Raw genomic sequence first — 13,885 nt, forward strand, 5'->3', positions numbered from 1 at the left:
GCCGCAAGAAGGGAAAAAGTGGACGACTTTTACGCCGCCCGCACCGCCAATACGACGGCGCTACCGTGGTCTAATTTTGCACCGCCGTTCTCACTCGGCGTGCTCGCGCTCGTGGGCTCCGGTGTCATGATGTTTTTCGGGCGCCTGAACTGGCCGATCTTCGTTGCCGTCTTTGTCGGCGTGGTTCTGATCTTTTCGGCCGAGACCATCATCGACGGCTTTGCGGCTCCTTGATCTGATCTGCGGCAGAGACCCACATGCGCGACACACCACTCTTTCTGGGGCTGACCAGGCCGCCACGGATATTCGGTCTGCCGATCGGATATTTCGTGGCGTTGGTCTTCGCATCCGTGATCCCTTTCATTCTGGTTGACGACATGCGGTTTCTCCTGGTGTTCATCGTTGGCTACCCGCCGCTTTGGCTGGTCGCTGACCGCAATCCACATCTGTTTCAGATTTTGAACGTCGTGATGTCGCGCACCCCGCGAACGAGCGCGCGATCAGATGAGGGGGGCGATCTCTATGTCGCGTGAGTTTCGGGGGTTTCGTGCCAGCAGCGCTGTTCGGGACGTGCTCGAGGACAAGGCCTGGAAAGCCGAGCGTCTTGGGCGCCATCTTCCCTATATCGCTGCGGTGCGGGACAATGTCATCCTGACACGGCAGGGCGATCTGATGGCGTCGGTGACGCTGGACGGGATCGACAGCTTCACCAGCGACGACGCGCGGATCGATGAGATCAGCGAAGGCTTTGCCCGGATCGTCGGGCAGTTGGGGGAGCGTTTTGGTTTCCACATCAACAAGGTCTCGCGCCCGGACGTCCTGGACCTTGCCCCTCCAGACGGCATGCCTTTCGCGACTGCTGTAGACGCCGCCTGGCAGAGAAGCCTGCGCGCCCGCGATCTGAAAGCCCGTACTCTGATGTTGACGGTGCTTATGCGTCCGTCGATGCCGCAGGCCTTCTCGAAAGTTCTGGGCGCCCTTGGCGGCGGCCGCGATTTCCAGAAAGACATCGTTACGCGAATTGTTGCCCTGGAAGAGGCCATGACGCTGCTCATGGCGATGTATTCCGGCGCGGGTGTGGCACGATTGACGGTCTCAAGCGGGGATTGGCTTGCGCTGTTGGCCGCGGTTCACGGACAAAGCTACGGCAAGATCATCGCGGCCCCCGGGCAACTGTTGGCTGACACGATGAGCAATTTCGACGTCAGCTTTCAGGGCAAATCCATGCGGCTGGAAAGCGGTGGACGCTCAAGATACGGCGCGATTTTCGGGATGAAATCCTATCCAAGCCGCACCTGGCCAACCATGCTTGACGCGCTGGAACTGCCCTATGACATCACGATCACCAATTCCTTCACGCCGCGGCGCGCCAATGAGATGGTTGAGCGCATTCAACGTACCTTTCGCCAGCGGGGTGCTTCTGAGGATGCTGGTGTCAGCCTGACTGAGCAGTTGATCGAAGCCGCCGACGCCGTGGCATCCGGCCGCTCGACGTTTGGGACACATCATGCCTCCGTGCAGGTGTTCTGTGACAGCGCCCAGGAACTGGAACAGGCAGCCTCCGAGATCTGGCGGGCGGGGCAAGAGACCGGTGCCGTTCTGGTCCGGGAATCCTGGGCTGCAAAGGCGCTCTATTTCGCGCAGGTGCCCGGGAACTGGGCCTACCGGATCCGTGACGGGATCGTTTCGTCGCAGAATTTCGCGGAACTCGCTGCGTTTCACAAGACAAGGCCGGGGCGGGGGCCGGAGGCCAGCCCATGGGGCAAGACGATCACGGCCTTCCCGACCGTGACCTCCAGCCTCTACCGGTTCAACTTTCACGAAGCCGGGCGCCGGACCGATGAGCCAAGCGTCGGGCACACGCTGGTTCTGGGCCGCACCGGGTCCGGCAAGACACTCGGCACGGCGTTTCTCATGGCGCAGGCCCGCAGAGCGGGCGCGCGCGTCATCGTTTTCGACAAGGACCAGGGGTTGGAGATGGCGATCCGCGCTCTGGGTGGCAGCTATAGTGAAATCAAGGTGGGCGAGCCCACTGGCTTCAATCCGATGACCACGGAGACCGATGCGCGAGGGGCCGCCTGGCTGACAGATTGGCTCGGCGACATTCTGGCCCGCCACCGTCCGCTTGAGACGGTTCAGACCGTCGCACTGAATGAGGCAGTCCGTCAGATCATTGCAGCGGAGCCGGAGCTCAGAACATTCGACGGCTTGGCGAGTCTCGTGGCCTCTACCGATGACGACGGCGATCTGGTGTCCCGCGTGCGGGAATGGACGCAAACCGGGCGGTATGGATGGCTCTTCTCAAGGCCCAGCGCCCAGTCGATTGCCATTGGCGAGGATGTCCTTGGTCTCGACATGACGGAACTTCTCGATCAGGACGCAGAACGCTCCGCCCTGCTCGCCTATCTCTTCCGCCGTATCGAGCGCGTGATCGAGGATCGCAGACCAACAATCATCGTGATCGACGAGGCCTGGAAGATGTTGGCTGACGATATCTTCGTCACGCGCCTCCATGACTGGCTGGTTACCATGCGCAAGCGCAACTGCGTGGTGATGATGCTGACCCAGACACCGGGCCATCTGGACCAAAGTTCGGTTGGCCAGATCATCGCGGAAAGTGTGGCCACCCAGATCCTGTTTCCCAATCCAAGGGCAAATCCGGAGGATTACGGCATCCTGCGCCTGAACGCGCGCGAGGCGGAGTTCCTCTCAAGCCCGACAGCCGGGTTGCGGCTGGCATTGATCCGCTCCGGCGCCGACAGCGTGTTCGTCAATACCGATCTCGGAGGCCTTGGCGGTCTGGTCACTGTTCTTGGTGGCGGCAAGACCGGCGAGGAAAAAGCGCCTGCCGATTGGCGCAAGAAAGAAGACTTCTGGAAGGACATGATGTGAAGGCACGATTTTTTCTGTTGGTCGCCATGGCGGCCCTGAGCGCTTGCGAAGGTGCATCAACAGGCGTGCGCTCGCCATGTTTCGAGCGACCCGCGATGGCGTTCTCGGCCCCTGCCCCCGACCTTGTTTCACGGAATGCGCATTGTGATTTCCAGAGCTTCTAGAATGGCGATCCCGTTGGCCTTGGGTCTTGGCTCGCTTGCCGCCGCGCAGGGCGTGCCCGTGATCGATGGCTCCAATCTTGCCCGGGCCGTGTCTCGCGTTGAGGAACTTGCGCGCGACGCCTTGCGGCAGGGCCAGAAGCGCGACGCCCGTCAGGAACAAGCGGATATCTACCAAGAGCAGCTTGAAGCTTACGCGCGTTTTCTTGAGGAAACCACCGGTGTCACCGACCTGAGTGGGTTCGAGGCTGGTGGGCCCGGCTGGGCGAGCGCTGCAGAGACTTACCCAGCCCAGGAAGATCATCCTGATGCCGATCGCCTCTTCGGTGAGCCAAGCGACGTGGAGCGCATGATCATCACGGTGGCACGGCGCTATGAGGGGCATCCCGCTGTTGCAGCCGCCGGGCTGACGCCACTGACATGGCGGATCCTGTTTCAATCCCTGATCAAGCAGGAAAGCCGCTTCAACAATGCGGCCGTCTCGCCCGTTGGTGCGCGCGGTTTTTGTCAGCTGATGCCGGGCACAGCGGCGGATCTCGGTGTGAACCCACATGATCCTTGGGAAAATCTGGACGGTGGCGCACGCTATATTCTCACGCAACTGAACCGCTTCGGTCGGATCGACCATGCTCTGGCGGCCTATAATGCAGGCCCCGGGCGTGTCCTTGAGTATGGTGGTGTGCCTCCTTTCGAGGAAACCCAGACCTACGTTCGGCGCATCAACGGCTATTACAACAACTATCTAAGCACCATCACCGGCGTCGACATGACGGGGTCACTGGCGGGCGTCGATGGCGCCTCGGCCGCCTGGGGCAACTGGGCGGATGCCTCAATCGGCTATGGCGCCTACATGGGCACCCAGATCGATCAGGCCATGACCCGCATCGCGGCGCTTTTGCGTGAAGACCCGCCCGAGAACGCAAAAGAAGCGCTGGACCGCTCCACCTACATGCTGGCCGAACGGGCGCGGCTTATGGCACTGACGCTGCGTTTGCGCGCGGCCCACGTGAAAGTCGAAGCGGCACAAGGTTTGACCGAGGCCGCCGATCACCTGGAGCAATCCACTTTCTGGAGGTATTCCGATGAGGGCTGACACCCGCCTTGCTGCAATCATTGTCGCGGGCACGCTCATGGCGGCACACCCGCCCCCAGCCTTCGCTCAGGGTGTTCCTGTAATCGATGGATCAAACCTCGCACAGAACATCGAGCAGCTGCAGGCCGCGCTGCGCGATGCGGAAAACCAGCTCCAGCAAATCGAGGAATTGCGCACCCAGATCGAGCGCCTCACCGATATTCAGGGCCTGCTTGATGACGTCCTGGGCTCAATTACCGGCCTGAACGAGATCGCGGCCCTCTACAACGGCGTGGAGGATCTGCGTGCCCGCGCCCAGAAGATCACCGATCTATCGGGTTTCATGAACAGCCTGTCACTCGGGGATTTTGACAGCCTGCTGGATGATCTGCTCGATGGCGACGTCACCATGGGAGAGCGCCGGGCCGCTGATGCCATGCGCGAGACCATGGCCAGTGCGGGGTTCACCTCGGAAAAACTCACCGAGCTGAACAACGCCGGGACCCCGCAAGGTGCTGCCATAGCCGATCTGGCGGCTGCCAATGCCATGGTTATCGGGCAAGCCCAGATTTCCTACGAGGAAGCCGCCCAGAGCATCGAGCGTATCGATGGGCTGGTGGAGGCGATTGGCGATCAGGAAACGTTTAAGGAATCGATCGATCTCAACACGCGGATGGCCGCTGAGACGAACTTCATGCTGGGCCAGATGTGGCGCCTGAATGCCGCCCAAGGCTTGGCGCAGGGTCAGAACGGCATCGATTTCGCGGCCGAGCAGGCCCGCACACGCTCCTTTTTTGATTTTTCCGGCGCGGAGGACTGACCCTTGAACACATCACTCGCAGCACTTGCAGTTTTCATCGCCCTAGCAGGCAGTGCTTGGGCGGAAGACTTGCAAGACCTGCCCGACGATACGTTGCTCGGGGAGGTCGTCACTGCCACCGAAAATGGGGAGGAAGAACGCCTCCTCGATCTGATGCGCGAGGTACAGGCAAGAGGGCTCTTGATGTTCCCGAAGCCGCAAACCTGCACCTTCAGCTATCCGGACACTGATTTTTTCGGCAACGAGATTTTCCGTGGAGCGGTTCGATGGGGCTTCGGCACCGACCTGAGAGAGCTTGCAATGTCGCAGGGCTTCTGCGGCTGCATCTATGATCTCGGGTCGCTCGATGCGTTCACAACAGAACGGGTCGACAAGCCTGCGCATGCGCTCACAGCGGCGGATTTCAATACCATGCGCCGGTATCGAAACGCTGATTGGAATACCATTGATCAACGGTATGCAACCTTTCGCGAAGAAAGCTGTGGCGCGTAATGGCGATCATCGCGGACGTATTGACCATGGTCGACGCGACTGTGGCAGGTGTCGCAGCTGATACCTATGACAACACCGTTGCAGCTGTGCGCCCCGTGGTGCGAGCAGCGTCCGTATTAGTAACGATCCTCGTTGGTGCTAATTTGCTGATCCAAAGCGTTGAACTTACGCGTGCAACGATCGTCGCCCTTGGTCTGCGTTTGGCGTTGGTGAACGTGTTCCTGACCTTCGCGAACCTCTCTGTCCCCTATGACGCTTTGACAAACGCCCCGGCGGAGCTCGGCGCGGGGATACTGAACTCACTGTCAGGCGGCACAGTTGGGAACCTTTATGATGGAATCGACGATCTCTACTCCCAAGCCCTGAATGTCGGACAGGCGATCAGCCAGAATGGCGGCTGGCTGGCCGGTGCCATGACCAGCGTGGTCATGTTTCTTGTGGCCGCCGCCATGGCGACGATCACCATCATCGTTCTGTCGGCTGCCAAGATCATGTTGGCGGTATTGATCGCTATCGCACCTGTGGCCGTGGCCTGCACCTTGTTCAAACAATCCGCGCCGCTGTTCGAGGCCTGGGTCAAACTCGCCATCGGTTTTTCCTTTGTGCCGCTTTTCGTGGCTGCCATGGCAGGATTTACCATTGCCACTGGCAACGCCGTCGCGCCGGGGAGCCTCGACAGCGTCGAAACACTCGGGGACGCGATTTCGTTCGTCGTGGTGATGATGATCGGCGCCGGCCTGATGTTGCTCGTGCCAACTTTCGCGCAAGGGCTTGCCGCCACGAACATCGGCCTCGCCTCGATCGGTGCAAATGCCGCGCGGATGCCCGGGAACGCGTGGCGCAATACCGGTGCCGCGATCCGAGGCGGAGATGACATGCGACGGGGCTTCAACGCAGGACTTCAGGGACAAGGCGTCTCCGACCGATCGTCCAGCGCGGCCCGTGCCGGGAGCTATGCGGGCGGTGCGGTCAAGCTCGCCGGAAAGATGAAGAAGGGATAGTCATGAGTGATTTCGATATCGATTTGGTGATGGGTCCGCGCCGGGCAGCGCGCGCCGCATGGATCGTTGCGGGCTGTTCCTGCGCCGTATCCGTGCTGTTGGCCCTGACCATTACGGTTATGTTGCCCCTGCGCGAAACCGAAGTGTTTACGGTCCTCGTCGACAGCACGTCGGGTGCAGCAGAACGCATCTACCAGGTTCAGCCAACCGGTATCACTGACCAGGAAGCGATCAAGGAATCCCTGCTTGTTAGCTATATCAGCGACCGCGAAAGCTATTTCAGGAACGGCATTCAAGAACGGCTCGAAAGTGTCCAGCGGCGCTCCAGTGGGCCCGCCCGCGCCTCGCTGATAGAACTCTGGACCGCGGGGTCGGAGAATTATCCACCGCGCAGCTACGGCGCGAATGCGCAGGTCGATGTCCGCGTGCGGGCGATCACCTTCCTGCAGGACGAAGTGGCTCAGATCCGGTTCGACAAACGCCTCACCCGACCCAACCAGACCCCCGTCACGCAAACTTTCATCGCCACCGTAGGGTTTGAGTTTGCCCCCCGCCGCGAACGCTCCCTGACACGCGTTTGGGAAAATCCCCTTGGCTTCTCGGTGACCGCTTACCGGGTCGATGCCGAAACACTGACACGAGAATAGTTCATGAAATCCTTTCTTCTTGCCATCGCAACGGTCTGGGGATTGCTCGCAACGCCCGCATGGGCCGAGCGCGCACCGGTCACCATGGGTCAGGACGCCCGCGTTCGCCACGTGACCTTCAACCCTACGGATGTGATCCGGATCGACACCCACCTTCGAGTAAACACGTCAATCGAACTCGGTCCCGGCGAACGGATCAATCAAGTCCTGATCGGTGACTCCGCGTCCTATGAAGTGGAGGTTCTGTCAAACCGCAATACGATCTCGATCAAGCCTGTCGAGGCACGGGCCGCGACAAACCTGACGATCTTTACCAACCGCCGCGCTGTCGCCTTCTATCTGACAGAGGGACGCTCGCGGACACAGTCTTTCCGGGTCGTCGTAAACTTTCCCGACGAGCGACCCGCCGGGCGCCAGCTTGCGGCTGGAGGCCGAGATACCGGCTATCAGTTCGCGGGCAGTAGTGCGATCCGCCCGGTGAGGGTCTGGAATGATGGGCGCTCGACCTTCTTTGAATTCCGGCCCGGCGTGCGGCCCTCGATCTTCGGCTTGAACGCCCAAGGCTACGAGATCACCCAGAACAGCCAAACGCAAGGTGCGGTCGTGCGGGTCACCGGCGTGCGGGACGCCTACACCATCCGCATGGGCGACGATCATATCTGCATTACCCGTGAGACTGGTGGGTTCACGACCGAGGCTGGTGCCGTGGCCGCCCTGCGTGGACGGGAGTTCTGATCATGAGCAACGAGAAAACAGGGGAAAAGGAATACAGCTTCGCGCCCAAGCGGCGCGCGTCTCTCGGGCTCAGGCTTGGTTTGGGTGCATTGCTTCTGGCAGGGACCGCCATCATTGCCTACCCGCTTGTGCAAGGCAGCGGCATCACTTCTGCCGTTGAAACATCGAAAGCCGACGACTTTCAGGATCAGGTCGACGGCGACGGGTTTGGCCGCATGACAGCCGACGCTGAACCGACCGAACAAAGATCGGAGCCGAGGTTCGATCCCGGACCAATCGAGGATGAACTCGCGGCGCAGCGCCAAGCTCTCGAGGAACAGAACGCCAAGCTTGCGAGCGACGTGGTCGCCCTACAAGCCCAGCTGGCAAGACTGGCCGAGGCCCCTGCCCCCGACAATTCCGCCGAGCTGGCCGAAGCGCTGCGCTCGGTCCAGGAACAGAACACGGCGCTCATCGCCCAGATGCAAAGCGAGATGGACACCCGGTTGGCAGAAGCCGATCTTGAAGCGCAAAAACGTCTCGCTGATGAGGTTGCCGCACGCGCGCGTGTTGCCGATGGCCGGATGGAGCAGTTGATGGAGCAAATGCTCGGACTGCAGCGCCAGAACGACGCCCTGCAACAGCAGATCGATGACGGTATGAGTGACGCTCTACGCGCGCAAACCGAGCGGGATCAGCTCGCTGCCGAGGAAGCCGCGCGACGGGCTGAACTGGACCGTCGGCGTGCCGAGGCGGCGGCGCTGCGCAACACACAAATCCGGTCCGAAGGGGTGATCTTTGATGCGGGCGGCCAGACGGGCAGTCCGGCATCTGACCCTGAGAGGGGACCTGCGGTCGGAGATGCAGCGGCGCGCGCCTTCGTGTTGGACGGTGCCCAGCCCGTTCAAGTCGCGACAGCGGAGGTTATCGCCAATCCTTCCAATACGGTGCTGCAGGGCACGCTCATTCAAGCGTCACTGGAAACCGCCATCGAATCCACATTGCCCGGACAGATTACCGCCATCGTGAACTACCCGGTCTGGAGTTTCGATCAGTCCCGCGTTCTCATTCCCGAAGGCTCCCGCCTCTTCGGGATCTACAATTCGAATGTCTCTTTGGGTCAGGCCCGCATTCTGGTTGGCTGGTCACGCCTCGTCACACCCGAGGGGCAATCGGTTCAGCTCGCCGCATTTGGCGCGGACGATCAGGGCCGCTCGGGCGTGACGGGCTCCGTGAACTCCCGCTTTGGGCTGCGCTTTGGCACAGCCGCATTGCTCTCGATCATCGGCGCAGGACCGGCAATCGCCGCATCCGAGGCCAGCTCCGAGACCGGATCAGAAATTGCCGAGGATGTCGCGGGCAGTTTTTCGCAGGCCACCGATGCGGTGATCGGCGAATATGCCACCCTGCCTCCGGTTATCTCGGTCCAGCCAGGTGCTGCGATAAGTGTGATCGTCGACCGTGATCTCGAGTTCTATTGATGAACCCGGCGGCAGAAAAAGCCAGTTTTCTTTCGACTTATCTAAAACCTCTGGCTGCACCGCTCGCCGATCCCTGCGTGGTCGAAATAGCGGTCAATCCCGATGGAAAGGTCTGGGTGGAAACCCGGGGGGCTGAGCATATGGTCGGCCTCGAAGGTGTGTTTTTCTCCCCTTCCCAAGCTCGGGACCTTGCAACATCCATTGCCAGCGCCACCCACGGACAGATCAGCGAGAAAAAGCCGCTCGTCTCCGGCAAGATCGAGATGAACGGCAAGCCGATCCGGGCACAGGTCGTCTATCCGCCCGTCGTGGATGGCGGGCCCTCGATCACTTTGCGCCGCTATAGTGAAGACCAACTCACCTTGGGCGACATCGGTCTGCTGCACGGTGCATTGATAGACCTGGACGCCGAACGACAGGCAAAAGCCGAACGGGTGATCGCACTGACCCAAGCGGGGGATATTCGAGCCGCCATGAAACTCTGCATCGATGAGCGGTTGAACATCATGATCAGCGGCGGGACGTCCACGGGCAAAACGACCTTTGCTCGGGCGCTTCTCGCGCTGGTGACCGAGACGGAACGTATCGTGACCATCGAGGACGCATTCGAGCTCTTTCCTCCACAGCCCAATCGCGCGATGCTCAAGGCTGACCGTATCCCCTCAAGTGAACGCACCGCGGCCAAATTGCTGGAGACCTCTTTGCGCATGCGTCCTGACCGGATAATTCTTGGCGAATTGCGCGGCGATGAGTGCAAGACCTTCCTCGACGCGATCAACACCGGCCATTCAGGCTCTTTCACCACAATTCATGCCGATACCGCACAGAAAGCGCTCGATCGCCTCGCCCTCATGGTCATGTCGGTGGGCATCAATATGAGTTTTGAGGAGGTAAGGCGCTATGCCGCCTCCAGCATCGATGTCGTTGTGCAGCTTGGTCGGAAAGACGGAAGACGTGGGGTCGAACAGGTGTGGGTGCCTGGTATCTTAAAATCAGAAGTGACCAGCTGAGGGATGTTTGGAAGGGTGCGCATTGAGTACTTTCGGACGATAATCTATCCCGTCTTGCTACAACATAAGCGCGTTTGCGCTTGATTGCATTGATTTCGATGATTACACTCCTCTCAGGAGGATATCATGGCAAGCATTACCATCCGGAACCTTGACGATGACGTGAAGCGCCGCCTTCGCATCCGCGCGGCCGAGCATGGCCGTTCGATGGAAGAGGAGGCGCGCGAGATCTTGCGCCACGTCGTCGGCGAAGCGAAGCCCTCCCACGATCTTGCCGCGGCGATCCGTGCGCGGGTCGCGCCTCTGGGCGGCGTTGATCTCGACCTTCCGCAGCGTGAAGCCATGCGCGAACCGCCCATGTTCGACCAGGCCTGACGCATGATCATCCTCGACACGAATGTCATCTCCGAGCTTTTGCGCCCGGCCCCGGAGCCCAGGGTCGAACACTGGCTGTCGGCTCAGGACGGGCTCAACGTCTACCTGACCTCGATATCGGAGGCGGAGCTGCGCTACGGCCTCGCAATCATGGGGAACGGCAAGCGCCGCACCGCGCTGGTTGACGCTGTGGACCGCATCCTGCGCGAGGATCTGGCCGGGCGCATTCTGCCCTTCGACAGCGACGCGGCGCGGTCCTTCGCCACCATTGCAGCCGCACGTCGCGCCGCCGGGCGACCGATCGCCCAGGCCGATTGCCAGATCGCATCCATTGCCCACGCCTGCGGCGCCACGGTCGCCACGCGCAATACGCCTGACTTCGAGGGTTGCGAGATCGACCTGATCAACCCCTGGACCGCCGCATGAACGCCGTTGAGATTGAACAAGCCGTTTCCGAACTCGCCGAGCAGCCCTTTGACGCGGCCGAGTTCCCCTATGCCTTCCTCATGGCCTTCGGGAACAAGGACACGACCATCAAGCGCTTGCGCACCGGCGCGTCGAACAAGTCCGACCTCGGCGGCGTCCTGCAGACCAACAACATCCACCTTGCGACCTGCGCGCCGGGCGACATCGCGGCGACCCTGACCACCCTTCGCGACAGCCCAACCACCACCCGCGCCAAGGCGAAGTTCATCCTTGCCACCGATGGCATCGACCTCGAGGCCGAGGACATCACCACCGGCGAAACCATCGCCTGCCGCTACACAGATTTTCCCGACCATTTCGGCTTTTTCCTGCCGCTCGCCGGTATCTCCACCGTCAAGCAGATCCGCGAAAGTGCATTTGACATCCGGGCGACCAGCCGCCTCAACCGGCTCTATGTCGAGCTGATCAAGGACAACCCCGACTGGGGCAGCGCGGAAAAACGCCATGACATGAACCATTTCATGGCGCGGCTGATCTTCTGCTTCTTTGCCGAAGACACCGACATCTTCGTCAGCGACAACCTGTTCACCGCCACCATCGACCAGATGGCCAACCGCGATGGATCGAACACGCACGAAGTCATCGGCGAAATCTTCCGCGCGATGAACACCGCCATTCCGAAACGCGCCGAGGCCAAGCTGCCCCGTTGGGCCGATGCCTTTCCTTACGTGAACGGTGGGCTCTTCTCGGGCAGCACCGATGTGCCCCGCTTTTCCAAGATCGCGCAGCGTTACCTGTCCCATATCGGCAGCCTCGACTGGACGCAGATCAACCCCGACATTTTCGGGTCAATGATCCAGGCCGTCGCGGATGAGGAGGAACGCTCGGTCCTTGGCATGCACTACACCTCCGTGCCAAACATCCTGAAGGTGCTGAACCCGCTCTTCCTCGATGACCTGCGCGCAGAGCTGGAGGCGGCGGGCGACAACGCGCGCAAGCTGGCCAATCTGCGCGCGCGCATGGCCAAGATCCGCGTCTTCGATCCCGCCTGCGGGTCGGGCAACTTCCTTGTCATCGCCTACAAGGAAATGCGCAGCCTTGAGTATGAGATCAACAAGCGCCGGGGCGAGCCGCTGCGGCGCACCGACATTCCCCTGACCAACTATCGCGGGATCGAACTGCGCGACTTCTCGGCCGAGATCGCGCGGCTGGCGCTGATCATCGCGGAATACCAGTGCGACGTGACCTATCGCGGCCAGAAAGAGGCGCTCGCCGAATTCCTGCCGCTGGACGCGCAGAACTGGATCACCTGCGGCAACGCCCTGCGGCTGGACTGGCTGTCGGTCTGCCCGCCCACGGGGACGGGGGTGAAGTTTCAGGCCGATGACCTGTTCATGTCGCCGCTGGATCAGGCGCAGATCGACTTCGCGAATGAAGGGGGCGAGACCTATATCTGTGGCAACCCGCCTTATGTTGGTGACAAGAAGCAAAGCGCTTCACAAAAATCAGATATGGAACGCCTCCTGTCTGGGCGGACTGCTAAGTGGAAGTCGCTAGACTACGTTTGTGGTTGGTTCGTGAAAGCGGCAGATTTCGCTAGGCAAACAAAATGTGTCTCAGCGTTTGTTTCAACAAATTCCATCACTCAGGGTCAGCAGGTGCCTGTCCTATGGCCGATTTTGTTTGAAGACGGGCACGAGATCTCTTTCGCACACACTTCTTTCAAGTGGCGCAATTTGGCCAGCCACAACGCCGGAGTGATCGTCGTAATCATTGGAATTTCTATGGATGCACCACAAGATCGTGTTCTGTATACAACTGACGGCAATGGGGAAACGATTTCCCTGAGCACGAAGTCTATAAGTCCATATCTTGCCCCAGGGCAGCCCGTTTTTGTAAACTCAAGAAATAAACCCATCTCCAATATCCCCGAAATGCTTTTGGGCAATTTCTCAAAAGATGGTGGGCATTTGATTCTTGATAGAGACTCCGTTGATAAACTCGATCCGATAGCAAAGAAGTTCATTCGGCCGATGTTTGGTGGACAAGAATTCATTAAGTCTCAAGCGCGATACTGCATTTGGGTGGAAGAAAAGAATTTGGAGGAGGCTCAAAAGAGCCCTGAGCTTCTGCGGCGTTTTTCACTGGTTAAAGCCAACAGACTGGAAAGCCCTAAGAAAGCTACACGAGATTGGGCACGTGCTCCTCACCGTTTTGTGGAGATCAGGTCTCCAAAATATTCGCAGGCTATGGTTCTTCCGATCGTGAGTTCTGAGAATCGTGAGTATTTTCCAGTGGGGTTTCTACCGGAAAAAGCGATCGTCAATTACGCTTTTGGGCTATATGATGCGCCACTCTGGGCTTTGGCGTTGATTGCTTCACGCCTTCATTTGGCTTGGATTGCCACGGTCTGTGGCAAGATGAAATCCGATTTCCGCTATTCCAACACCCTCGGATGGAACACCTTCCCCGTCCCGAAACTGACCGAAAAGAACCGCGCCGACCTGACAGCGGCGGCGGAAGGCATCCTTCTGGCCCGCGAGGCGCATTTCCCCGCCACCATCGCCGACCTCTACGACCCCGAAGAAATGCCCGCCAACCTCCGCGCCGCGCATGACCACAACGACGAGGTTCTGGAACGCATCTACATCGGCCGCCGCTTCCGAAACGACACCGAACGGCTGGAAAAGCTGTTCGAGATGTATACGCGGATGACGACGAAGGTGAGTGCGTAACTTTTGCCCTAAAAGACCGTGTGTGCTATTCATGCGCATGATCCGCCCACAGGAGGCAC

At 60.1% G+C, this 13,885-nt stretch carries 14 protein-coding genes; all 14 read left to right on the forward strand.

The window, feature by feature from the left end:
* Positions 1 to 234, forward strand: a 234-nt coding sequence (locus ACSSV4_RS21500; RefSeq protein ID WP_454277115.1) for a TrbC/VirB2 family protein, incomplete at its 5' end; no start/stop codon positions are given.
* Positions 235 to 257: 23 nt separating this feature from the next.
* On the forward strand, positions 258 to 533 hold the full coding sequence (locus tag ACSSV4_RS21505; protein ID WP_454277116.1) for a type IV secretion system protein VirB3: 276 nt from the start codon (positions 258 to 260) through the stop codon (positions 531 to 533).
* A complete protein-coding gene (locus tag ACSSV4_RS21510; protein ID WP_454277117.1) occupies positions 523 to 2,892 on the forward strand; it encodes a VirB4 family type IV secretion system protein in 2,370 nt (789 codons plus the stop codon). The genes ACSSV4_RS21505 and ACSSV4_RS21510 overlap by 11 nt, the downstream gene beginning before the upstream one ends.
* A gap of 165 nt (positions 2,893 to 3,057) precedes the next feature.
* Complete coding sequence (locus ACSSV4_RS21515) at positions 3,058 to 4,146, forward strand: lytic transglycosylase domain-containing protein (protein WP_454277118.1); 1,089 nt, start codon at positions 3,058 to 3,060, stop codon at positions 4,144 to 4,146.
* Positions 4,136 to 4,945, forward strand: coding sequence for a type IV secretion system protein (locus tag ACSSV4_RS21520; protein WP_454277119.1), 810 nt, complete (start codon positions 4,136 to 4,138; stop codon positions 4,943 to 4,945). The genes ACSSV4_RS21515 and ACSSV4_RS21520 overlap by 11 nt, the downstream gene beginning before the upstream one ends.
* Positions 4,946 to 4,948: 3 nt before the next feature.
* Complete coding sequence (locus ACSSV4_RS21525; RefSeq protein WP_454277120.1) at positions 4,949 to 5,437, forward strand: hypothetical protein; 489 nt, start codon at positions 4,949 to 4,951, stop codon at positions 5,435 to 5,437.
* Entirely contained in the window at positions 5,437 to 6,438 is a 1,002-nt protein-coding gene (locus tag ACSSV4_RS21530) for a type IV secretion system protein (RefSeq protein WP_224557930.1), read from the forward strand. Before ACSSV4_RS21525 ends, ACSSV4_RS21530 begins: the two co-directional genes overlap by 1 nt.
* Positions 6,439 to 6,440: 2 nt before the next feature.
* Positions 6,441 to 7,085, forward strand: coding sequence for a virB8 family protein (locus tag ACSSV4_RS21535; protein ID WP_454277121.1), 645 nt, complete (start codon positions 6,441 to 6,443; stop codon positions 7,083 to 7,085).
* Between the two features lie 3 nt (positions 7,086 to 7,088).
* Entirely contained in the window at positions 7,089 to 7,820 is a 732-nt protein-coding gene (locus ACSSV4_RS21540; protein ID WP_454277122.1) for a TrbG/VirB9 family P-type conjugative transfer protein, read from the forward strand.
* A gap of 2 nt (positions 7,821 to 7,822) precedes the next feature.
* Complete coding sequence (locus tag ACSSV4_RS21545) at positions 7,823 to 9,280, forward strand: TrbI/VirB10 family protein (protein WP_416547802.1); 1,458 nt, start codon at positions 7,823 to 7,825, stop codon at positions 9,278 to 9,280.
* Positions 9,280 to 10,290, forward strand: a complete 1,011-nt coding sequence (gene virB11 / locus ACSSV4_RS21550) for a P-type DNA transfer ATPase VirB11 (protein ID WP_454277123.1) — start codon at positions 9,280 to 9,282, stop codon at positions 10,288 to 10,290. Before ACSSV4_RS21545 ends, virB11 begins: the two co-directional genes overlap by 1 nt.
* Positions 10,291 to 10,416: 126 nt before the next feature.
* Positions 10,417 to 10,665 carry a FitA-like ribbon-helix-helix domain-containing protein gene (locus ACSSV4_RS21555; RefSeq protein WP_454277124.1) on the forward strand — a complete coding sequence of 83 codons (249 nt, stop codon included), beginning with the start codon at positions 10,417 to 10,419 and terminating at the stop codon, positions 10,663 to 10,665.
* Positions 10,666 to 10,668: 3 nt separating this feature from the next.
* On the forward strand, positions 10,669 to 11,091 hold the full coding sequence (locus ACSSV4_RS21560; protein WP_454277125.1) for a PIN domain-containing protein: 423 nt from the start codon (positions 10,669 to 10,671) through the stop codon (positions 11,089 to 11,091).
* Positions 11,088 to 13,826, forward strand: coding sequence for a class I SAM-dependent DNA methyltransferase (locus ACSSV4_RS21565; RefSeq protein WP_454277126.1), 2,739 nt, complete (start codon positions 11,088 to 11,090; stop codon positions 13,824 to 13,826). Before ACSSV4_RS21560 ends, ACSSV4_RS21565 begins: the two co-directional genes overlap by 4 nt.
* Positions 13,827 to 13,885: the final 59 nt, after the last annotated feature.

This window comes from Roseovarius sp. MBR-154, assembly GCF_053628595.1.

Coding starts and splice junctions, on each gene's coding strand:
- ACSSV4_RS21515 (WP_454277118.1), top strand. CDS start 3,058: ATGGCGATCCCGTTGGCCTTGGGTCTTGGCTCGCTTGCCGCCGCGCAG.
- ACSSV4_RS21530 (WP_224557930.1), top strand. CDS start 5,437: ATGGCGATCATCGCGGACGTATTGACCATGGTCGACGCGACTGTGGCA.
- ACSSV4_RS21535 (WP_454277121.1), top strand. CDS start 6,441: ATGAGTGATTTCGATATCGATTTGGTGATGGGTCCGCGCCGGGCAGCG.
- ACSSV4_RS21510 (WP_454277117.1), top strand. CDS start 523: ATGTCGCGTGAGTTTCGGGGGTTTCGTGCCAGCAGCGCTGTTCGGGAC.
- virB11 (WP_454277123.1), top strand. CDS start 9,280: ATGAACCCGGCGGCAGAAAAAGCCAGTTTTCTTTCGACTTATCTAAAA.
- ACSSV4_RS21540 (WP_454277122.1), top strand. CDS start 7,089: ATGAAATCCTTTCTTCTTGCCATCGCAACGGTCTGGGGATTGCTCGCA.
- ACSSV4_RS21560 (WP_454277125.1), top strand. CDS start 10,669: ATGATCATCCTCGACACGAATGTCATCTCCGAGCTTTTGCGCCCGGCC.
- ACSSV4_RS21520 (WP_454277119.1), top strand. CDS start 4,136: ATGAGGGCTGACACCCGCCTTGCTGCAATCATTGTCGCGGGCACGCTC.
- ACSSV4_RS21545 (WP_416547802.1), top strand. CDS start 7,823: ATGAGCAACGAGAAAACAGGGGAAAAGGAATACAGCTTCGCGCCCAAG.
- ACSSV4_RS21555 (WP_454277124.1), top strand. CDS start 10,417: ATGGCAAGCATTACCATCCGGAACCTTGACGATGACGTGAAGCGCCGC.
- ACSSV4_RS21565 (WP_454277126.1), top strand. CDS start 11,088: ATGAACGCCGTTGAGATTGAACAAGCCGTTTCCGAACTCGCCGAGCAG.
- ACSSV4_RS21505 (WP_454277116.1), top strand. CDS start 258: ATGCGCGACACACCACTCTTTCTGGGGCTGACCAGGCCGCCACGGATA.